The organism is Pseudonocardia parietis (genome assembly GCF_017876315.1).
GTDB classification, from domain to species: domain Bacteria; phylum Actinomycetota; class Actinomycetes; order Mycobacteriales; family Pseudonocardiaceae; genus Pseudonocardia; species Pseudonocardia parietis.
Genome location: NZ_JAGINU010000001.1, coordinates 751967 through 771773, shown reverse-complemented (window position 1 = coordinate 771773; position 19807 = coordinate 751967). Strand labels below are relative to the sequence as shown.

Genomic DNA, 19807 nt, shown 5'->3' with positions numbered 1-19807 from the left:
CCGGAATGGCCAGTGAGATGCATGCGATCCGGCTGGAGGAGTTCGGCGGCCCGGATGTGCTGCGCCCGCAGCGGGTTCCGGTGCCGGAACCGAGGCCGGGGCAGGTCGTCATCGAGGTCGCCTACTGCGGGGTGTGCCGCCACGACCTGCTCACCCGCCAGGGCGCGTTCCCACGCGCGCTGCGCCCGCTCACCCTGGGCCACCAGGTCAGCGGCCGGGTCGCGGCGACCGGGTCGACCGCCGAGGGGCTCGCCGTCGGCGACCGGGTGATGACCATGATCTACACCGGCTGCGGCGCGTGCCCGCAGTGCCGATCGGGAGCCGAGGCACTGTGTTCCGCGCAGACCGCGCAGTTCCTCGGTGAGGACCGCGACGGCGGCTACGCCGAGTACGTCCTGGTGGAGACCCGGACGGTCATCGCGCTACCGGACCAGGTCGGTCTGGCCCAGGCCGCCATCGCGACCTGCACGCTCGGGACTGCCCAGCACGCACTGCTCGGGCGCGGTGCACTGCAGGCTGGCGAGACCGTGGCGATCACGGGCGCGAGCGGCGGCGTGGGTCTGCACGCGATCTCCATCGCCAAGGCCGCGGAGGCCACCGTGGTCGGCGTGGTCTCCAGCGAGCGCGGGGCCGCGCGGGCCACCGAGCTGGGCGCCGACGAGGTGATCATCGACGCCGACCGCCGGTTCGCCAAGGAACTACGTCGCCGCCTCGGCCGGCAGGCCGACCTGGTGCTCGACATCGTCGGAGCACCGACGTTGCGGGAGTCCCTGCACGCCGTCCGCCCGGGTGGCCGGGTCGTCGTGCTGGGCAACGTCGAGGGCAAGGAGGTGTCGATCCCGCCCGCATATCTGATCCTCAAGGAGATCAGCCTGCTCGGGACCAAATCGTGCTCGACCCACGAGATGCGCACGCTGCTGGCAGGGCTCGCGCGTGGCGAGCTGGCCGCCGACGTCACCGAGATCGTGCCGCTCGACCAGGCGCGGACGGTGCACGAACGGATGGAGTCCGGTGAGAACGTCGGCCGGATCGTGCTCGAGGTACGGGGCGGGTGAGCGGCGTGACCGAGCGAGACACCAGCCTCTACTACGAGGACCTCGAGGTCGGCATGGTGCTCACGTCGCCGGCCCGGACCGTGACCGAGACCGATCTCGTCACCTTCTGCATGCTCTCAGGGGACTGGAACCCCATCCACTCCGACGAGGAGTTCTCGCGGGCGAGCCACTTCGGTCGCCGCGTGGTGCACGGGGTGTTCGGTATCGCCCTGCTCACCGGGCTGATGGACCGTGCCGGGTGGTTCGCGACGTCGGCCATCGCGATGCTGGGCCTTCAGGAATGGCAGTTCCCGCGGCCCATCTTCGTCGGCGACACCCTGCACTGCCGGCTGGAGATCACCGAACTGCGGCTGACGAGCACGGGTGACCGTGCCGTCGTCGGTCGCCGGTTCGTACTGGTCAACCAGGACGACGAGACGGTGCAGGACGGGCGGATGCCGATGCTGGTGCGGCTGCGCGGAGAGACGGAATGACCGGAAACGAGACGGAGGAGAAGATGGGGCTGCTCGACGGGAGGACCGCCGTGATCACGGGCGGGGCGCAGGGGCTCGGCTACGCGATCGCCGAGCGGTTCGTGACCGAGGGCGCCCGGGTGGTGCTCGGTGACCTGGACCCGGACGCGACGGCGGCCGCCGTGGACTCGCTCGGCGGGCCCGAGATCGCCGCGGCCGTACGCTGCGACGTCACCGTCGCATCCGAGATGGAGGCGCTGCTCGACGCCGCGGGACAGCGGTTCGGCCCGCCCGACATCATGGTCAACAACGCGGGCATCACCCGCGACGCCACCATGCGAACGATGTCCGAGGACGAGTTCGACCAGGTCATCGGCGTCCACCTGAAGGGCACCTGGAACGGCACCCGCGCGGCAGCCGCGATCATGCGTGAGCAGAAGCGGGGCGCGATCGTCAACCTCTCCTCGCTGTCCGGCAAGGTCGGCATGGTCGGGCAGACGAACTACTCGGCGGCCAAGGCCGGCATCGTCGGCATGAGCAAAGCGGCCGCCAAGGAACTCGCCCATCACAACGTCCGCGTCAACGCCATCCAGCCCGGTCTGATCCGCACGGCCATGACCGAGGCCATGCCGCAGCGGGCGTGGGACCAGAAAATGAGCGAGATCCCGATGCAGCGCCCCGGCGAACCGTCCGAAGTCGCAGGCGTCGCGCTGTTCCTCGCCTCGGACCTGTCGTCCTACATGACCGGGACCGTCCTCGAGGTCACCGGCGGACGGTTCATGTGAACCGACCCGCCCTGACCAGCCCCGCGACTGATCTGGATCCTGATGCACATCGTGAGCCTTGAGGCCATTCCGTACTCGATCCCGTACCGCAGACCGCTGGCGTTCGCGATCGGCGAGGTACGAGAAGCTGCCCACGTCCTGCTGCGGATCCACACGGACGACGGGATCGTCGGACAGGCCGACGTACTGCCCCGCCCCTACACCTACGGCGAGACGGTCGGGTCCATCCTCGCCGCCGTGCACACGCTGTTCGCGCCGGTCCTCGTGGGACGCGATCCGGGGAACCGGGAGATGATCGACCGCCTGCTCGACAACACGGTCGCGAACAACACCGTCAAGGCAGCCGTCGACCTCGCGCTGTGGGACATCCTGGGCCAGGAGCTGGGCGTGAGCTGTCACCGCCTGCTCGGTGGCTACACCGACCGGGTCCGCGTCTCACACATGGTCGGCATCGGGAAGCCGGCCGAGATGGCCGAGGAGGCCCGCCGGGTCCACGACGACTTCGGGGTCACCACGTTCAAGGTCAAGGTCGGCCGCCCGGAATACCGCACCGACGTCGAGGCCGTGCTAAGGATCCGCGACGCGCTGGGAGACGATGTCGTCCTCGGCCTGGACGCCAACCACGGCTGGACCGCCGAACAGGCCACCGCAGCCCTCACCGCGATGGAGCCTGCCGGAGTCGAGTTGATCGAGGAACCGTGCCCGTCGAGCGAGGTCCTCGGTAGGCGGCGATGCATCGCCGGCACCCGCATCCCCGTCTACGCCGACGAGAGCGCACCGACCCTGGAGACCGTCGCCCGAGCCGTGACCACCGACGGCTTCGACGGCATCAACATCAAGACCTCACGCAGCGGGTTCACCCGCTCCAGCCGGATCCTCGGCCTCTGCGACGGCCTCGGGATCGGGGTCCTGGTGGGCAACCAGATCGACACCCAGCTCGGCACGCTGGCATCCGTGGCCTTCGCCGCCGCGCACCGGCACACAGCTGTGCGCCCAGCCGAGGTGACGAACTTCCTCCTGATCGAGGACGACCTGCTCACCGACCCGGTCCGCGTCGTCGACGGAGCCATCGCGGTCCGCCCAGAGCCAGGCCTGGGGATCGAGATCGACGAGGACAAGCTCGACCACTACCGCACCGACCGCTGAGGGGAGGGACGAGTCGAGGCCGACTTCACTGGTTCTGCGGAACACGCGCCCTCGCACGCCGACACTGCACGTGGGGCGCATCGGATCGAGTGTGGCTCCGGAGGTGGCGCGGGTCATGTCGCTGGCGATGAAGCCGGGGGCGATGCAGTTGGCGGTCACGCCGAACCGCTTGTTGCCGTCGTGGGTGGTCAGCGCCGCGCTGATCGCGTCGGCTTCGGCCGCCTGGATGGCGGTGAGCCGGCTGCGGGCGGCGTCCCGGGACCACCGGGGTGGCAGGTCGCCGACGTCGAGGGTCGGGAACGCCGCCTGGGGAACGGTCGGGGTGCAGATGGCCGCCTACGAGCTGGCACTGTCGTATGCGCGCGAGCGCGAGCAGTTCGGACGGCCGATCGCCGGGTTCCAGCTGATGCAGGACCTGCTGGTGAAGATGCTCGGCAACGTGACCGCGTCGCTGGGAATGGCGGTGCGCAACGCCCAGCTTCTCGACGCCGGCGACGGCTCGGACGCGCACTCCTCACTGGCCAAGGCGTTCTGCGCGAGCCGGATGCGGGAGACCGTGGCCTGGGCGCGCCAGCTCGTCGGTGGCAACGGGATCCTGCTCGGCAACGGTGTTGCGCGCTACTTCGCCGACGCCGAGGCGCTGTTCTCCTTCGAGGGCACCCACGAGATGAACACGCTGATCGTCGGCAAGGCGGTGACCGGGCACAGCGCCTTCACCCGGTGACCGTCGCACTCGGTCTCGAGCTCGCCTCGCCGCTCTGCTTGGACTCGGACGCGCGCCACGTCGCCGATCGGCCGCGCCACTCGGAGGAACTGCGCGACCGGCTGCACGATGCTGCTGAGGCCGCCCACAAGGCCACGGACAGCCGCCGTCCGGTCATGACTCTCTCCCACCCTTCTCGACGCAGCCGTCGAACGTGAACTCCAGGGCAGCGAGGATCTGCCGCGCCTTCTCACGGCGGTGTCGCGCCTCGGCTGCCCGCCGCACCTGCGGAGCAGCGCCACCGTGCATTCGACACACTCGGGCGCCGTGGACCGCCCAACACCCGCAAGGACCGCCAGTCTTGCGACGCGCGCTGCACCGAACCGCCGGCCGAGGACGCAGCCGCATCAGTTCTCGGCCCGGGCTGGAGGTGTAGACCGGTGCTCGCATCCGCGGTCGGACCTCCCGCATGGTCGGTAGTGGCGTCTCGTCCCGCCCGGTGAGCACTTGAACCGCCCACCGGTGGCGACGCCACGCGGTCGTGGTGGACAGGCCGACCAGGGCGGCGATCTCCCTGTAGGTGTACCCGGCGCGGACCAGCCGGAGTACCTGTCCTGCCTCGGCCGCGACGGTGCCGAGCTTCTCCGGAGGCCTCGGGCCGGAGGCAGCTCCGTGGGGTTGTTTCACGCTCGGGGTGCTCATCCGGGATGTCCTACTCCCGGTGCCGGGGTGATCCTGATGTTGATGCCCGCGCCCGGCTCGGGCGGCGGCAGCGCCCGATTGGTGTGGGTGATCGTCGGGTCGCCAAGCTGGTCGCGCATCTGGGTGATGATCTTCTCGGCGCGGCTGCGGCGCGGGTTCGGCTGCGACATGTTGATCACCTCCTCGTTATCGGGCTCGCCGGCCCGACGAACCAGCTCGTGGAAGTAGGCGGACGAGCGGCGCGCCTCGTGCGCGGCCGTCTCGATCGGGACTCCGTCGCCAACCGTCTGCGCGGCCAGCGCCAGGTGGACTCGTGGTCCTCAGCCGGGTCGATGGTCTCCCACAGCGCCGGTTGGTCGGGCTCTCGGTAATCGCCATGGGTGGTTCCTTCCTGGTCTATCGCGGAAGCCGTGGGGAGCGGGTGACGGGTGTGACGGGTCTGCGCTGGTTCCTCGCCCGCGCGTGGCGGTTAAGGTTGCGATCCGTCACACCCGTCACGCCCAACAGTGACCTGCGGGAGTGACGAGAGAGTGACGGATGTGAAGGTTCGAAAGGTTGACGCTCCGCGTGCAGGCGCGTGAGTGGGAGAGACCCGTTACACCCATCACGCCCCCTCACCGCCCTCGTCGTCGGCGGCGACGCCGATCCCCTGCCATCGCTTCCCGCGGTTCGTCGGCGTCGGCGGGCCGAAGCCGCGGTTGACGAGCGCGGTCGTGAACGCCTTGTTCGACCCGACCGCCTCACCCTCCTCGGCGCACCACTTGCCCCACGCCGCGAACAGCTCGGCGGAGAACACGTGGAACGCCGGCGCAAGCAGGCAACGCTCGGCGAGGAACCGCCCCAGCGCGTCCGACTCACCCCGGTAGGTGTCGGTGGCCTCGGTGACCGACGCCGGCTCCGCGAGCCCGTCGCGGCGCCACTGCTGGTGGCCGTGGACCAGCCACGCGAGCACGGCATCGGCGGCCAGATGCATGCGCTCACCCAAGTGCTCGTCGCGCTCGGCGGCCGGGACGACCACGGGCCAGGGGACCAGCCGCAGCCGGCGCCAGATTCCCTCGTCGGCGCCGGACACGATCGGCCGGTGGTTCGTGGCCAGCGCGAACATGTGGCTCGGCTGGAACGACCAGAAGTCCTCGCGCATCCGCCGGGCCTTCAGCTGGTCGCCACCGGTCAGGCGCTTCACAGTGCCCTCGGCGAGCCGGCGACCGGCGTCGCCTTCGTGCAGCAGGGCCAGGCGCAACCCGAACAGGTCGGCAACTCCGGTCGGATGGGCGTCGAACGTGCGCGCGGTCAGCAGCTCGGGGTCGGCGGCCCCGCCGTAGTCGCCCAATGCGGCGAGCACGGCGTCGAGGAAGGTCGACTTCCCGTTCGCTCCCTCGCCCTGCAAGATCGGCAGGACGTGCTCGGTGACCCTGCCCTCCAGGGCGTGCCCGAACAGTCGGGCGAGGAACGCCTGTACGTCCGGGTCGGGCTGGACGCGGTCGAGGAACCGGGACCAGTCCGTGCTGCGGGCGTCCGGGTCGTACGCGGCGCCGGTGACCTTGGTCAGCAGGTCGGTCGGGTCGTGGCCGCGTAGTTCACCCGTGCGCAGGTCGAGCGTTCCGTTCGGGCAGTTCAGCAGGAACGGGTCGGCGTCCAGCTGCCCGGGGACGACAGCCACCTGTTCCTCGGTCTCGGCGAGGGCGAGCACCGCGTAGACGCCGGCCGACTGTTCACCGCGGCGCGCGGCCCGGACTGCGGCCGAGCGCTCCTGCTTGTCGGTGATCGCATACGCCTCGGTCGTCATCCGCCGGGCGATGATCTTCGCCCAGCGCACGGCCTGCCCAGTGTCGTCGCAGGCCCAGCGGGTGCCGTCCCAGATGAGCCAGCGGCGCCAGATGCGGACGAACCGCAAGCGGTCGCCGTAGACGTGGATCAGCCGCTCGGAGTACCCGTACTCGGTCCACGGCTTGTCGGGGAGCGGGTCGTTCAGTTCCGCTTCGCCGGCCTGGCCGCCGTGGGCCAGGGTGTCGTACGGCATCAGGCCGCGCCCTTCTTCTGCTCGGGAATCATGGGGAACGGGAGCCGGTCATGGCAGCGGTCGCACCGCACGGGCGGCCGCGGTGACTGCACCGGCTCGAGGGGGGCAAGCGCCACGCCGGCCGCGGCCCGGGAAGCAGCTGAGACGGGCATCGCGAGACCGGACTCCGCGAGCGCAGTGCGCTCCTCGCGCAGCTCGACGACCAGCCGGGCCGCGATGTAGGCGGGATCATCGGCCGAGAGGGCGTGGAGCCACCGGGCAAGCGCAGTGGGGTCGAGCATCGCGGCGCACGAGGCACAGAACCCGGGGTCGACGACGAGCATGGCCACCCGGCCGTCGACCGCGTGCGGTGCCGGGCCCCTCACGACACCCTCCCGGCCAGGCAGCGCCGGCCCGGGCCGGCGGTCCAGCACGCGCACGCCCCGGTCTGGTCGAGGTGGTCGAGCGCATGGCGCTTCGACCGGTGCGAGCGCGCCTCGCCGAGCGTCGCAACCCGGCCGAGCCGGTGCGCCGGTGCGGTACCTTCGTGGTGGTCGTGCCTCTGCAAAGTGTCCGGGGCGATCATCGGGGCGGGTCCGTCGGTAGCGGGCCCGCCCCGCTCGTTCATAGGGGTCACGCAGACTCCCCCTGCGGCTTCGCCGCAGCGCGGCAAGCGTCCCGGTACGCCTGAACCTCGGCTTCGTCATACATCACCCGGCGCCCGACCCGGTACCCGACCGGGCCGTCCCGTCCCGTCGCCCTCCAGTACCGCAGCGTGCTCTCCGGCACACCGATCATCTCCGCCGCCTCCCGGAGGTTGAGAGGCCGCGCGAGCGCCCTGTCACTCATGGGACTCCTCATAATAGCGATCGTGCTGGCGATTACCGCCAGCACGCCGCAGGGTAGGTCAGCGCTGGACTACTCGCAATCTTCAGTGCCAGAATCCCGATGATGGCTAATCAACAGTCGCGGCGGAGCGGCCCCATGGAGCGCGGCCCCCTCGGAGAGCGCTTCACTGCCAACCTCGACGAGCTGCGAAAACGCGCAGGGCTCGACCAGAAGGACATCGCCGAGCGGATGACCAAACTCGGCCACCCGCTCGGCATCAACGCCGTCTCACGGCTGATGAAGGGCGAGAGAAGGGCCGACGTGTCGGAGCTGGTCGCGCTCGCCATCGCTCTCGGCGTCACCCCGAATCGGCTACTCCTTAGCGGCACGGCCAGCAGTGACGAGGAGAGCGCCAGTGGTGACAACGAGATCGACCTGACGTCCACGGTCCGTGTGCCGGAGTCCGCAGCGTGGCAGTGGGCTGCAGGCAACGCCCCGCTTCCCGATGAGGACCTGCCAGAGGAAATTGCCAGCCCGGACCTATTGGACTTCCAGGAGGTCAACCGCCCCCACGCACCCCCTGACCGCACGACGCTCGCGGAGATCACCGAGTACACCCCCGACCTGCAGGAAATGCTCGACCTGCAGGAAATGCTCCGAGAGGCGGCCGACATGCTGGTGTGGCAGAAGGGCGTGCCACCGCGCATCCTCAGCGCCTACCTCCGCCATTTCGCGTTCATCGTTCCGCTGCGCTATGAGGACGGAGAGGAGGAGGACCGTGGCGAGCATCAAGAAGCGCCCTGACGGCACGTGGCGGGCCCGCTACCGCGGTCCGGACCGCCGGGAGCGGGCCAGGCACTTCGCCCGGAAGGTCGACGCCGAGCGATGGGTCGCCTCGGTCGAGGTCGCCAAGTCGCGCGGGGAATGGATCGACCCGTCCCTATCGCGCGAGCGCACCGGAACGTGGTGCCGGAAGTGGCTGGCCGCCCAGGAGCAGCTCAAGCCGACCACGCGGGTCCGGTACGAAGGGATCATCAGCAAGCACATCGAACCGACGTGGGGCGCGGTGCCGCTGGCCGAGGTGGCCCCGGCCGACGTGGCGGCATGGGTAGGCCAACTGACCTCCTCCGGGCTCTCCGCGGCCTCGGTCCGCTACTGCCACCGGGTGCTCTCCCTCGCGCTGGGGTACGCCCAGCTGGACGGCCGGCTCTCCCGTAACCCCGCCGAAGGAATTCCGCTTCCCAGGGTCAAGTCGAAGCAGAAGCGTTACCTCACACACGCCGAGGTCGCCCTGCTCGCACAGGAGTGCGGGGACTATGGCGTGCTCGTCAACGTGCTCGCCTACACCGGGTTGCGCTGGGGCGAGGCGGCCGCGCTGCGGGTCAGCGACCTTGACCTGATGCGGCGCCGGATCACCGTGCGCCGAGCGATGGCCGAGGTCCGTGGCCGCGCCGAGCTGGGCACGCCCAAGGACCACGAACGCCGGGACGTACCCGTGCCGATGTTCCTCGTCGACGACATGGCTGCGCACGTGTCCGGCCTCGGCCCGGACGACCTCGTGTTCTCGGGACGGGGCGGAGGCATCCTGCGCAATGGGAACTTTCGCCGCGACACGTTCGACGCTGCTGCGAAACGGGCCGGCGTGGTCGGAGTGACGCCCCACGCGCTCCGGCACACCGCGGCGTCGCTGGCGATCGCGGCGGGCGCGACCGTGGTGCTCGTGCAGCGGATGCTCGGCCATGCGTCGCCGAGCGTGACCCTCGACGTCTACTCACACCTGTTTGCCGACGACCTGGATACGGTCGCGGACCGCCTGCACGAGGCCAAGATCAACTCGGGTGCGGACCAGATGCGGACCAGTGGCCAGGTGATCTTGCTGACGAAAGAGCAGGGAGGCGACCGGGATGCGGTCTGACCTGCCCCTCTTCGTGGAGCCGCCTGGGAGAGTCGAACTCCCGACCTACGCATTACGAGTGCGTCGCTCTAACCGACTGAGCTAAGGCGGCGTGGTGCGTGCCAAGTGTAGCGACCGCTCCGTGCCGAGCCTCCGGCACCCCTCGCCACGAACGAGCCCGATGACCGTCCGAAAGTCGGACGCGGCAGTCACCGCGCACGGGCAGCATCGCCGCCATGGCAACGCGTTGGGTGGCGGCCCTGGTCCTCGTTCTCGTGGCCGGTCTGTCGTGGGTGGACGGTCGGGCACCGGCACCGGCGCCGGCCGATGCGCCCACCGGCGAGATCGCCGCCGACCGTGCCCTGCGAACGGTCGGCGAGCTCGCCCGCGAGCCGCGCCCCACCGGGAGCCCCGCGGCGGACCGGGTGCGCGACGAGCTCGTCGACCGGCTCTCGGCGGCGGGCCTGTCGACCCGGCTGCACTCGTCGACCGGGGCCGACAGCCATGACGGCAGGATGAGCGCGGGGCCGGTCGAGAACGTCGTCGCGACGCTGCCCGGTACCGATCCGACCGGGGCCGTCGTGCTCGCCGCGCACTACGACTCGGTGGCGGGTGGTCCCGGTGCCGCCGACGACATGTCGTCCGTCGCCGCGATCCTCGAGGCGGTCCGTGCGCTGCAGACCGGCCCGCCGCTGCGCAACGACCTGGTCGTGCTGATCACCGACGCCGAGGAGGCCGGCCTGCTCGGCGCGCAGGCCTGGGTCCGTGACGAGCTCGGGGCCCGGCCGTCGGTCGTGGTGAACTTCGAGGCCCGCGGTGTCTCCGGACCGTCGCTGATGTTCCAGACCTCGCCCGGCAACGCGGGGCTGGTGCGGGCCTTCGCCGAGGCAGTGCCGCACCCGGTCGGCGACTCGTCGCTGGTGGAGGCGTACCGGCTGCTCCAGAACGACACCGACCTCACACGCGTCCTCGACGCCGGCCGGCCCGGGCTGAACTTCGCCTTCATCGAGGAGCCGGTCGAGTACCACACCACCGGCGACGCACCGGAGAACCTGAGCGCGGCGAGCGTGCAGGGACACGGCGAGGCGGCGCTCGGGCTGGCCCGGGTGCTGGGGGACCGCGACCTGGCGCCGCTCGACCCGGCCGTGTCCGGCGCCCCCGCGCAGGGCGACGCCACCTACTTCCGGTTCGCCGGGGCGCTCGCCGTGTACCCGGGATGGCTGGTGTGGCCGGTCGCCGGCCTGGGTCTGCTCGCCGTCGCCGGGGCGGTCCTGCTGGGGCGCCGGCGCGAGGTCCTGACCGTGCCGCGGGTGCTGGGATCCGCGGCCGGCGTCCTGGTGACGGCCGCGGCAGGGGTGGCGGCCACGGCCGGACTCTGGCAGCTGCTGGTCGTGCTGCGCCCGTCGTACGCCGACACGGGACCGTTCCTGCACCGGCCCGTGGCCGTGCAGCTCGCGGCCGTGGCACTGGCGGTGACCGTCACCGCGCTCTGGTATCTCGTCGCCCGGCGGTGGGCCGGGCGGGCCGGTGCCGCCGCAGGGGCTGCGCTGGTCGTCGCGCTGCTCGGTGTGGTCACGGCCGGGACCGTTCCGGGTGCGTCCTTCCTGTTCGCGCTGCCCGCGACCGGGGCGGGCCTCGGACTGGCGGCCGCGCTGCTGTGGCGCCACCGGCCGGTCGCGGCGACGGCGGTCGCGGCGCTGGGTGCGGTCCCGGGCGCCGTGCTGCTGGCACCGCTCGGCTGGGACCTGTTCACCCTCTCGGGGATCGCCGACGGCATCCCGGTGGCCGCGCAGGTCCTCCTCCTGGCGCTGCTGACCATCGTGCTGGTGCCTGTGCCTGCCCGGCCGGGGACCCCAGCGGCCTCGCAAGTCGAAGCCGGGCAAGTCGAAGCCGGGCAAGTCGAAGCCGGGCAAGTCGAAGCCGGGCAAGTCGAAGCCGGGCAAGTCGAAGCCGGGCAAGTCGAAGCCGGGCAAGTCGAAGCCGGGCAAGTCGAAGCCGGGCAAGTCGGAGCCGGGCAAGTCGAAGCGAGGCAGGGCGGGGCCGGGCCGCACCAACCCCGGCGCGGGTGGCCGGTCCCGGCCGGAGCAGCCGTCGCCGTGGCCGTCCTCGCCGCGACCGGGTTGGTGCTGGACCGGCCGGGCCCGGACCGGCCACAGGCGTCGCACCTGTCGTTCCTGCAGGACACCGACACCGGTGCGGCTCGTTGGGTCAGCACGGACACCGCACCGGCCACCTGGACGGCCGGCTACCTCGACCCGGCGGGCGCCGACCTGCCGATGTGGCCCGGTGACCCCGCGGCACGGAGCGGCCCGGCCGCACCGCTCGCGGCGCCCGGGCCGGCGGTCGAGATCGTCGAGCGGACACCGCAGCGGTTGGTGCTCCAGGTCGCGAGCCCGCGTGGGGCTCCGACGGTCATCCTGCGCAGCGACCGGCCGCTGCCGTCGGTGACCGTCGCCCCGGCCGGCAGGCCCGCGGTCCGGTCCGGCCGCGACGTCGACGAGATCCGGTTGCAGGCCGTCCCGGCCGCCGGAATGCGGGTCGAGCTGACCCGTCCCGCCCCGAGCCCCGTCACGATCACCGTCTCCGACCCGACACCGGGCCTCGCCGAGGCGCCGGGGTTCCGGCCGCGGCCGCCCGAGCTACGCGGAGCCGCGGACTGGGACAGCGACCAGATCGTGCTGAGCCGGACGATCAGCGGCTGAACGGCGGCACCGGTCAGCCACGGTGCAGGGCGGTCATCATCGCCTCGACCGCGATCCGGGGCTTCACGTTCTGCTCGAGGGCGTCCCGGCAGGCGAGGACGGCCTCCAGCCTGCGCAACGACGACTCCGGCCCCCACTCGGCGGCCGCCATCCGGATCTCCTGCTCCCGGTCCGGGTTGGTCAGCAGCACCTGAGCACCCGAGGCCGCGACAATCGCGTCCCGGTAGAAGCCGGCCAGGTCGACGAGCGCGCGGTCGAGTGCGTCGCGCTGGGTCCGGGTGGCGCGGCTCTTCTGCCGCTTCTCCAGGTCGCGCTCGGCGGCCTTCGCCGACCGGGCGGCCGCGGCGGCGCCCTTGCCGGTGCCGCCCGCGCCCATCGCGACGGAGAGCTCCGCACGCTCGGTCTCGTCACGGTCGGCCCGCAGGCCCTCCGCCTCACCCTCGGCCGAGCGGATCAGCACGTCGGCGTGGAAGAACGCGTCCCCGATGCGGTTCAGCTTCCTCGGAACCGCCAGGATCTCCTCGCGCCTGGACCGGGCCTGGGCGTCCCGGGCCAGCCGCCGCGCGCGGCCGACGTGCCCGCCGCACACCGACGCCGCCCACTGCGCCTGGTCCGGATCGATCCCGTCACGGTCCCGGAGTACCCCGGCCACCGACTCGGGCGACGGGCTGCGCAGATGGACCGGGCGGCAGCGCGAGCGGATCGTGACCGGCACGTCCTCGGGGTGGTCGGACGGGGCGCAGAGCAACCACACCGTCTCCGGTGCCGGCTCCTCGATCGCCTTGAGCAGAGCGTTCGACGCACCCTCGGTGAGCCGGTCGGCGTCGGAGATGATCACGACCTGCCAGACCCCGGTGGCGGGGCGGCGGGCGGCCATCTGCACCAGGGCGCGCATCTCGTCGACCTTGATCGACAAGCCTTCCGGGTTGATCTCCCGGACGTCGGAGTGGGTGCCGGCGAGGGTGGTCCGGCAGGCGGCGCACTCGCCGCAGCCGCCGTAGCGGCACTGCAGCGCGGCGGCGAACGCCCGCGCCGCGTTCGAACGGCCGGAACCGGGGGGCCCGGTGAACAGCCAGGCGTGGGTCATCGCGGACGGGTCGACCGCCGCACCACCCAGCTCGGCGACCGCGGCCGGCTGCCCGACGACGTCGGCCCAGACACTCATGAGGCCCCCTCCCTGATCCCGGCCGGTGGCAGCAGCGGGAGCACGCTCTCGAGCACCCGGGCGGCGATCTCGTCCTCGGTGCCGTCGGCGTCCACGACGACGCTGCGCTGCGGCTCCTGAGCGGAGACCGTCCGAGCCAGCAGCTTCTGCACCCGGGCGTGCTCGACGCCTGCCACGCCGGGCTCGGGCCGGGCGTCGGACACGCGGTCCAGCAGCACGGACAGGTCCGGCCGCAGTCCGCCGGTGGCCCAGCGGGCGAGGTGCTCGAGCTCGCCGTCGTCCGGACCGCTGCCGATCTGTTCGGCGGCGGCACCGAACCGGGCGAGCGGGCTGGCCATGAACCGGTCCACGACGACGACGGCGCCGCCGTCCAGCGCCGGGCGCACCACCCGCTCCACCAGGTCGGCCCGGACGGCCGCGGCGGCGAGTGCCTTCGCGCGCAGCCCCGCGAGGTCGGCCTCACGGGTCGCGGCGGCCCAGCGGGCCGCGTCCTGCTCACCGGTGCCCGGGTCGACCACCCGGTGTCCGCGCTCACGCAGGGTCGCCGCGAGCCGGTGCGCCTGGACGACCGTCAGCTCAGGCGACGCGCCCTCGACGGCGACCAGCACGCCTGACCCGGTCCGCCGCTGCCCGGACCGCAGAGCGGTGACCAGTTCCTTGACCAGCGGCTCCAACCGTCGCTCGGTCATCTGCCGGTAGGCGATCGTGCCCACGACCGCGGCCACGACCCCGCCGCCGGCCAGCACGAACCGGGTGCCGTCGACGACGAACGAGGCATCACCGATCGTGACCGTCCGGGTGGCGACGACACCGACGACGACCGGCACCAGTGCCATCGACCCGAGCAGCACCAGCCGCACCAGTGACTGGACGAACGCGTTGATCCGGCCCCGGATCCCGTCGGCGACCTGGGTCCCGATGATCGTGAGGCCGGTGAGGAAGGCGATTCCGGCGAACGCGCCGACGAGCATGACCGCGGCGATCGCCATGAACAGGTGCACCGCCACGGCGACGACGACCAGCGACAACCCGGCCGCGACGATCGCCGTGCCGAACAGCCGGTTGTGCGGCAGCCGCTGCGCCAGCCGTGGCCCGATTCCCATGCCGATCGCGAGCCCGCCGAACACCGACACGAACAACACCGAGTACGCGGCATCGCCGCCGCCCAGGCTCGCCGCGTAGAGCTTCGCGGTGGCGATCACCGCGCCACCCGCGGTGAAGGCGCCGATGATCCCGATGACCAGGCCCCGGACCAGCGGCGTGTCGATCACGAAGCGGAAGCCGTCGCGGAGCAGGAACATCATCGAGGGCGGGGCCTGCCGCCGGTCCGCCGTCGCGGGCCGCCCGGAGATCTCCGGGATCCGGAGGAGCACGACGAGCGCGGAGACGAGGAAGACGAACGAGTTCAGGAACAGCGCCATGTTGACCGCGGCGACCGGGTCGCCGTCGCCGACCAGCGGGGCGAGCTTGGTGACCAGCGCGAACAGCCCCGCACCACCGGCCACCGCAACGCCGTAGGTGACGATCAGGCTCAGCTGCGCGGCGGCCTCCATCTGGTCCGGGCGGCGCAGCAGGTTGGGGACCGCGGCGTCCTTCGCGGGGATCCAGAACATCGTGCACAGCTCGATCAGCAGGGTGACCAGCAGCAGCCACCACAGGGACCCGGCGAACGGGACCGTCGCCAGCAACCCGAACTTCAGCAGGTCGCAGGTGACCATCACCTTGCGCCGGTCGAAGCGGTCGGCGAGCACCCCGGCGAGCGGCCCGAGCAGCAGGGACGGGATCAGCTTGGTCGCGACGACCCCGCCGAGCGCGAAGCTCTGCGCGGTGTAGCCGGCTTCGGCGGTCAGGTGGGTCGCCAGCGAGGTGAGGGCCAGCAACGACATCCACTCACCGGTGGAGGTGAGCGCGGTCACCGACCAGAGCCGGCGGAACGCGGGGATCGCCAGCACCGACGACACGCGGTGCGCGGTCGAGGCCGGGGTGGGCTGCGGTGACACGATCGCTGCTCCCCTTCCTGACCCGCTGTACCGGACGGTCCTGCACGGACCGGGCCCGCCGTGCCGTCAGGGTAGTCGGGGGGCCCGACGGATCCGTTCCGGTGGTCAGACGATGGTCGACAGCGTCTGGACCAGGATCACCAGGTAGATCCCCACGAAGACCAGGGTGAAAACCCGCGCCCCGGTGCGGCCGCGGGTGAGCCGGGAGAAGCCGATCAGACCCGGTTCGGGTTCGACCCGGGGCCGCGCGGACACCGCGGGCGGGCGGTAGACGGGGCCCTCCACCCCCTGCCCCGCGGTCCGCGGGCGGCGGGGGGACGGCAGTGTCCGCACAGGACCGGCCGGGGCCCGCCGGGGCGGCGGTGGGGCGGGGGTCTCCGGGGTCCGCGGACCGGGGACCGAGTCCTCGGCGGGCGGTGCCGTGTCCTCGGGAGACGGCGCGGTGGCCTCCGGGGACGGCGCAGTGTCCTGAGGGGATGCCGCCGTGGCCTCCGGGGGCGGCTGGGCGCCCAGGACCTCCCGCGCGTGGCGCTCCGCCTGACGCTGCGCGGCGAGCCGCGCCACGCCCCAGCGCCCGTCGTCGGCGGGGGCCGGCGCGGTGCGCCTGGTCCTCCACCGCACGGCCATTCCCGCATGCTAGGCCGGGTCCGGCGCGGATGCCCCTGCCGAAGCGGCATGGCGGGCAACAGCCCCCGGCCGGGTGACGGCCGGTCAGCCGCCGTCGGGCGGCGGCCCGCCGTCCCCGGGTTCGCCCCCGTCGGGCGGCGGCGCCTCACCGGGCGGCGGGGCGTCGGGCGGGGGACTGCCCGGGGGAGGCGGCGGGGCGGGCACCGTACCGCTGCTGACCTGCAGTGTCACCGGCTCGCCCGGCAGCGCCGCGCCGCGTGGCTCCTGCCCGATGACGGTCCCCTCGGCGGCCCGGTTGTCGACCGTCCGAGTCGTCACCTGCCAGCCGGCTCCCTCGAGCTCACCGCGGGCGTCGGCGGCCGAGCGGCCGACGACGTCCGGGATCCGGGACTCCGCGCCACCGTCGAGGTAGCGGGGGTCGGTCGGTGGCAGCGGGGACGGCGGCGTGCCCGCCACCAGCGGCATCACCGCTCCGTACCAGGTCCGGGCGGGTGTCTTCCCGCCGAAGATGTTGCCCTCGCCGCAGGCGAAGGGACCGTTGCCGCCGTCGCACAGCGGGCGCGGGGAGTTCGAGTTGTCGAAGGTGATGACCGCACCGGACATCTCCGGGATCGCCCCGACGAACGCCGCCGACTTGTTCTGCTGGGTCGTGCCGGTCTTGCCCGCCATCGGCCGGGACCAGCCGGCCGCCCGGGCCGCGGCCGCGGACGTCCCGGAGATGTCGTCCTGGCTCATCCCGGTCACCAGGGTGTTCGCCAGGCCGGGATCGACCGCCTGCTGGCACGGTTCCTCGGTGATCGGCACGATCTCGCCGTTCGCGTCGGTGATCGAGTCGATCGGTGTGGGCGGGCACCAGCGGCCCTCGGAGAACAGCGTGGCACCGACGTTGGCCAGCTCCAGCACACTGGTCGGCGTCACACCGAGGGTGAACGACGCCAGCTCCTGCTCCTTGATCACCTCGGCGATCGAGCGGTCGGTGCGCTCGCCGCTGCCCGGATCCACGAACGGCGTCGTGGCCAGCGACTTCAGCCCGAGCCGGACCGCCATGTCGACGACGTCCGGGACCCCGGTGAACTCCTCGAGCTTGATGAACGCGGTGTTCGGCGACTGCGCCAGCGCGTCGGTCATGCTCATCCGTGGCGGCAGGCCCTCGCTGGCGTTGGCGACCGGGATCGGGCGGCCGCTGCCGTCGACGTAGATCGGTGAGGCGTAGCCCGAGGGAGGCACCTGCATCGAGTAGTTGATGCCCAGGCCCTTCTCCAGCGCGGTGGCCGCGGTGAACATCTTGTACGTCGACCCGGCGCCCAGGTTCACCGGCTGGTAGGGCAGGCCGTAGCTGGTCTCGTGGGCGTCGGCGTCGAGGCCGAACGTCCGGCTCGACCCCATCGCCAGCACGCGGTGCTCGTCCTTACCCGGCTTCACCAGTGACATCACGTTGGCGACGTCCGGGTTGTCCGGGGCGACCTCGCGGTCCAGGGCCGCCTTGACCTCCTGCATCGCCCGGCGGTCCAGGGTCGTCCGGATGGTGTAGCCACCGCGGTTGATCTGTTCCTCGGAGAAGCCCGCCTCGGTGAGGTACTGGACGACGTACTTGCAGAAGAAGCCGGTGTCACCGGCTCCGATGCAGCCGTTCGGAATCCGGACCAGCGGGTCCGCGATGCCGAGCGGCGCGGCCGTCGCCTGGCGGGCCTGGGCGTCGTCGATCATGCCCTGCTGGCGCATCTGCTCGATCACGAGATTGCGCCGCTGGGTCGCGGTCTCCGGGTTCTGCACCGGGTCGAACTGGGTCGTCGAGCGGACCATGCCGGCCAGCAACGCGGCCTGCGGCACGGTCAGCTTGTCCGGCGTGGTGTTGAAGTAGGTCCGGGAGGCCGCCGCGACGCCGTAGCTGCCGTTGCCCAGGAAGACGATGTTGAGGTAGCGGTTGAGGATCTCGTCCTTGGACAGCTGGCGCTCCAGCTGCAGGGCGATCCGCGCCTCCTTCAGCTTGCGCGCCGCCGTCTGCTCGGTCGCCTTGAGCCGCTCGGCCTCGGTCTGGGCGTCGACGTAGAGCATGTAGTTCTTGACGTACTGCTGGGTCAGGGTCGACGCACCCTGCACGACGTCGCCGGACGTCGAGTTCGCGACGACCGCACGCAGCGTGCCCTGCCAGTCGACGCCCTGGTGCTCGTAGAACCGGCGGTCCTCGATCGCCAGGATCGCCGCCTTCATCGTCGGCGAGATCTGGTCGCTGGGGACCTCGGTGCGGTTCTGGTCGAAGAGGTACGCGATCGGGCTCCCCTCGCTGTCGGTGAGCGTCGTCGTCAGCGGGGCCGGGTTGTTCACCAGGTCCACCGAGCTGGACGTGACGCTGTCACCCGCCTCGTTCGACAGGATCCCGAGCCCACCGGCCAACGGGAACACCATCCCCGCCGTGATCACACCGAGCAGGACGCACAGGCCCGCGAGCACACCGATCGGGCGGAGCAGGCGCCGGGGGAACCTCACGGGGAGCAAGCGTACGGGCCGGGGAGTCAGGAACCCGTCAGGTCCGGGTCCCCCGAGTTGCGTAGTTTTGCGCGCTGCCCCGCGCCGCCGCGGCTCCCGAGAATCGAGGCATCGCATCGGGCCGTCCACACCGGCCCGCCAGGCCCGGGAGGCACACCGATGTCCGAGCTGCCCGCCGTCCGATCGATCGACGCCCGCCGCACCGGGAAGCCCCGGCTGCGACCCGCCGGGCGCCGGGCGTCCGGCCCGGTCTGGAACTGGCGGGTCGCGGCGCGCTGCCGCTCCGAGGACGCGGACGACCTCTTCGTCACCGGCGCCGACCAGCGCCGGGCCCGCGACTTCTGCCTCGCCTGCCCGGTCCGCACCGAGTGCCTGGCGCACGCGCTGGACCAACAGGTCGAGTTCGGCGTCTGGGGCGGGATGACCGAGCGGGAACGGCGGTCGGTGCTGCGCAGGCGTCCGGACGTCACCGACTGGGCCACGCTGCTCGGGCGGGCCCGCACCGACCACTACGCCGGACGCACGTGCGGAGCATGATCCTCGGCTCGCTACCGTCTGCCGGGTGGAGACCACCGAGCGGCTCGGGTTCCTGTCCGATCTGTACCGGACCCACGCCGACGACCTGTCAGCGGTGATCACGCAGCAGCGGGCGTTCCTCATCGGATCCCCGTCGGTGACCCCGCAGCTCGACGACGTCGAGGCCGAGCTGACCTACCTGCTGCTGCGCCACCACCGGCCGTCGCACGTGGTGGAGATCGGGACCTTCTGGGGCTGGTCGACCACCTGGATCCTGTCCGCGCTGCGGGACAACGACCACGGGCACCTGCACTCGTTCGACCTGGTCGACCACGTGCGTGGCACCGTCCCCGCCGGACTGGCCGGGGACCGCTGGACGTTCCACAGGGGAGACCTGCGGGAGACCCTGGACGAGGTGCCGGACGACACCGGGTACCTGTTCGTCGACGCCGACCACGGGCGGCGGTTCGGCCGCTGGTATCTCGAGCACCTGTTCCCGCGCATCGCCCCGGGCACCCCGGCGAGCGTGCACGACGTGTTCCACCTGCGGTGGGCGCGCCCGTTCACCGAGGGGGCCGAGGTGCTGCGCTGGCTGCACGCGCGCGGCGCCGGCTGGTTCACCGCGGCCCGCCCGGCCGCCCGGCACACCCTGCGGGCCCTCGACGAGGTCCGCGCCGAGGTCGGCATCACCGGGGCGCGGGGGACCACGCGGAACCCGATGATCTTCTTCGCGATGCCGTGACCGG

General features: G+C 72.1%; 18 protein-coding genes, 1 tRNA gene and 1 pseudogene. 10 read left to right on the top strand and 10 right to left on the bottom strand.

Annotated features, from left to right (window positions below; translation table 11 throughout):
• Positions 1-5 precede the first annotated feature (5 nt).
• The 5 genes and pseudogenes from JOF36_RS03700 to JOF36_RS03680 form a co-directional block, all read left to right on the top strand.
• Positions 6-1055 (top strand): alcohol dehydrogenase catalytic domain-containing protein, encoded by a 1050-nt coding sequence (locus JOF36_RS03700; RefSeq protein WP_210025021.1) that lies wholly within the window; start codon positions 6-8, stop codon positions 1053-1055.
• A 5-nt stretch (positions 1056-1060) separates the two neighbouring features.
• Entirely contained in the window at positions 1061-1528 is a 468-nt protein-coding gene (locus tag JOF36_RS03695) for a MaoC/PaaZ C-terminal domain-containing protein (RefSeq protein ID WP_210025020.1), read from the top strand.
• Positions 1525-2292 carry a 3-oxoacyl-ACP reductase FabG gene (gene fabG / locus JOF36_RS03690; protein WP_245350666.1) on the top strand — a complete coding sequence of 256 codons (768 nt, stop codon included), beginning with the start codon at positions 1525-1527 and terminating at the stop codon, positions 2290-2292. Before JOF36_RS03695 ends, fabG begins: the two co-directional genes overlap by 4 nt.
• Positions 2293-2334: 42 nt before the next feature.
• The gene (locus tag JOF36_RS03685) at positions 2335-3438 is read left to right on the top strand and encodes a mandelate racemase/muconate lactonizing enzyme family protein (protein WP_210025019.1); all 1104 of its coding nucleotides are present in this window, start codon (positions 2335-2337) and stop codon (positions 3436-3438) included.
• 295 nt (positions 3439-3733) lie between these two features.
• Positions 3734-4162 (top strand): annotated as a pseudogene (locus JOF36_RS03680) (acyl-CoA dehydrogenase family protein); the annotation flags it as partial.
• 153 nt (positions 4163-4315) lie between these two features.
• Here JOF36_RS03680 and JOF36_RS41315 read toward each other — a convergent pair.
• The 5 genes from JOF36_RS41315 to JOF36_RS41310 form a co-directional block, all read right to left on the bottom strand.
• A complete protein-coding gene (locus JOF36_RS41315) occupies positions 4316-4843 on the bottom strand; it encodes a helix-turn-helix domain-containing protein (protein WP_372447360.1) in 528 nt (175 codons plus the stop codon).
• Entirely contained in the window at positions 4840-5013 is a 174-nt protein-coding gene (locus JOF36_RS03675; RefSeq protein WP_210025017.1) for a hypothetical protein, read from the bottom strand. The genes JOF36_RS41315 and JOF36_RS03675 overlap by 4 nt, the downstream gene beginning before the upstream one ends.
• A gap of 434 nt (positions 5014-5447) precedes the next feature.
• Complete coding sequence (locus JOF36_RS03670; RefSeq protein ID WP_210025016.1) at positions 5448-6863, bottom strand: DNA primase family protein; 1416 nt, start codon at positions 6861-6863, stop codon at positions 5448-5450.
• Positions 6863-7228 carry a hypothetical protein gene (locus JOF36_RS03665; protein WP_210025015.1) on the bottom strand — a complete coding sequence of 122 codons (366 nt, stop codon included), beginning with the start codon at positions 7226-7228 and terminating at the stop codon, positions 6863-6865. The genes JOF36_RS03670 and JOF36_RS03665 overlap by 1 nt, the downstream gene beginning before the upstream one ends.
• 247 nt (positions 7229-7475) lie before the next feature.
• Positions 7476-7691, bottom strand: coding sequence for a helix-turn-helix transcriptional regulator (locus JOF36_RS41310; RefSeq protein ID WP_210025014.1), 216 nt, complete (start codon positions 7689-7691; stop codon positions 7476-7478).
• Positions 7692-7826: 135 nt separating this feature from the next.
• Between JOF36_RS41310 and JOF36_RS03655 the strand changes: the two genes are divergently transcribed.
• Positions 7827-8474, top strand: coding sequence for a helix-turn-helix domain-containing protein (locus JOF36_RS03655; RefSeq protein WP_210025013.1), 648 nt, complete (start codon positions 7827-7829; stop codon positions 8472-8474).
• Positions 8449-9585 carry a tyrosine-type recombinase/integrase gene (locus JOF36_RS03650; RefSeq protein ID WP_210025012.1) on the top strand — a complete coding sequence of 379 codons (1137 nt, stop codon included), beginning with the start codon at positions 8449-8451 and terminating at the stop codon, positions 9583-9585. Before JOF36_RS03655 ends, JOF36_RS03650 begins: the two co-directional genes overlap by 26 nt.
• A gap of 14 nt (positions 9586-9599) precedes the next feature.
• Here the strand turns inward: JOF36_RS03650 and JOF36_RS03645 are convergent.
• A tRNA-Thr gene (locus JOF36_RS03645) sits at positions 9600-9676 on the bottom strand.
• A gap of 124 nt (positions 9677-9800) precedes the next feature.
• Between JOF36_RS03645 and JOF36_RS03640 the strand changes: the two genes are divergently transcribed.
• Complete coding sequence (locus JOF36_RS03640; protein ID WP_210025011.1) at positions 9801-12266, top strand: M20/M25/M40 family metallo-hydrolase; 2466 nt, start codon at positions 9801-9803, stop codon at positions 12264-12266.
• A 13-nt stretch (positions 12267-12279) separates the two neighbouring features.
• On the opposite strand, the gene JOF36_RS03635 is transcribed toward JOF36_RS03640, so the two are convergent.
• The 4 genes from JOF36_RS03635 to JOF36_RS03620 all read right to left on the bottom strand — a co-directional run bounded on the left by JOF36_RS03635 (position 12280) and on the right by JOF36_RS03620 (position 18545).
• Positions 12280-13431, bottom strand: a complete 1152-nt coding sequence (locus tag JOF36_RS03635; protein WP_210025010.1) for a DNA polymerase III subunit delta' — start codon at positions 13429-13431, stop codon at positions 12280-12282.
• Positions 13428-15431, bottom strand: a complete 2004-nt coding sequence (locus tag JOF36_RS03630; protein ID WP_307862199.1) for a bifunctional MFS transporter/dTMP kinase — start codon at positions 15429-15431, stop codon at positions 13428-13430. Before JOF36_RS03630 ends, JOF36_RS03635 begins: the two co-directional genes overlap by 4 nt.
• 105 nt (positions 15432-15536) lie before the next feature.
• Complete coding sequence (locus JOF36_RS03625; RefSeq protein ID WP_210025009.1) at positions 15537-16058, bottom strand: hypothetical protein; 522 nt, start codon at positions 16056-16058, stop codon at positions 15537-15539.
• A gap of 84 nt (positions 16059-16142) precedes the next feature.
• The gene (locus tag JOF36_RS03620; RefSeq protein ID WP_307862198.1) at positions 16143-18545 is read right to left on the bottom strand and encodes a penicillin-binding protein; all 2403 of its coding nucleotides are present in this window, start codon (positions 18543-18545) and stop codon (positions 16143-16145) included.
• A gap of 159 nt (positions 18546-18704) precedes the next feature.
• On the opposite strand from JOF36_RS03620, the gene JOF36_RS03615 reads away from it, so the two are divergent.
• A complete protein-coding gene (locus tag JOF36_RS03615) occupies positions 18705-19082 on the top strand; it encodes a WhiB family transcriptional regulator (protein WP_210025007.1) in 378 nt (125 codons plus the stop codon).
• Positions 19083-19107: 25 nt separating this feature from the next.
• Entirely contained in the window at positions 19108-19803 is a 696-nt protein-coding gene (locus JOF36_RS03610) for a class I SAM-dependent methyltransferase (RefSeq protein ID WP_210025006.1), read from the top strand.
• Positions 19804-19807: the final 4 nt, after the last annotated feature.

Coding starts and splice junctions, on each gene's coding strand:
- JOF36_RS41310 (WP_210025014.1), bottom strand. CDS start 7,691: ATGAGTGACAGGGCGCTCGCGCGGCCTCTCAACCTCCGGGAGGCGGCG.
- JOF36_RS03640 (WP_210025011.1), top strand. CDS start 9,801: ATGGCAACGCGTTGGGTGGCGGCCCTGGTCCTCGTTCTCGTGGCCGGT.
- JOF36_RS41315 (WP_372447360.1), bottom strand. CDS start 4,843: ATGAGCACCCCGAGCGTGAAACAACCCCACGGAGCTGCCTCCGGCCCG.
- JOF36_RS03685 (WP_210025019.1), top strand. CDS start 2,335: ATGCACATCGTGAGCCTTGAGGCCATTCCGTACTCGATCCCGTACCGC.
- JOF36_RS03675 (WP_210025017.1), bottom strand. CDS start 5,013: ATGTCGCAGCCGAACCCGCGCCGCAGCCGCGCCGAGAAGATCATCACC.
- JOF36_RS03655 (WP_210025013.1), top strand. CDS start 7,827: ATGGAGCGCGGCCCCCTCGGAGAGCGCTTCACTGCCAACCTCGACGAG.
- fabG (WP_245350666.1), top strand. CDS start 1,525: ATGACCGGAAACGAGACGGAGGAGAAGATGGGGCTGCTCGACGGGAGG.
- JOF36_RS03700 (WP_210025021.1), top strand. CDS start 6: ATGGCCAGTGAGATGCATGCGATCCGGCTGGAGGAGTTCGGCGGCCCG.
- JOF36_RS03670 (WP_210025016.1), bottom strand. CDS start 6,863: ATGCCGTACGACACCCTGGCCCACGGCGGCCAGGCCGGCGAAGCGGAA.
- JOF36_RS03625 (WP_210025009.1), bottom strand. CDS start 16,058: ATGGCCGTGCGGTGGAGGACCAGGCGCACCGCGCCGGCCCCCGCCGAC.
- JOF36_RS03615 (WP_210025007.1), top strand. CDS start 18,705: ATGTCCGAGCTGCCCGCCGTCCGATCGATCGACGCCCGCCGCACCGGG.
- JOF36_RS03635 (WP_210025010.1), bottom strand. CDS start 13,431: ATGAGTGTCTGGGCCGACGTCGTCGGGCAGCCGGCCGCGGTCGCCGAG.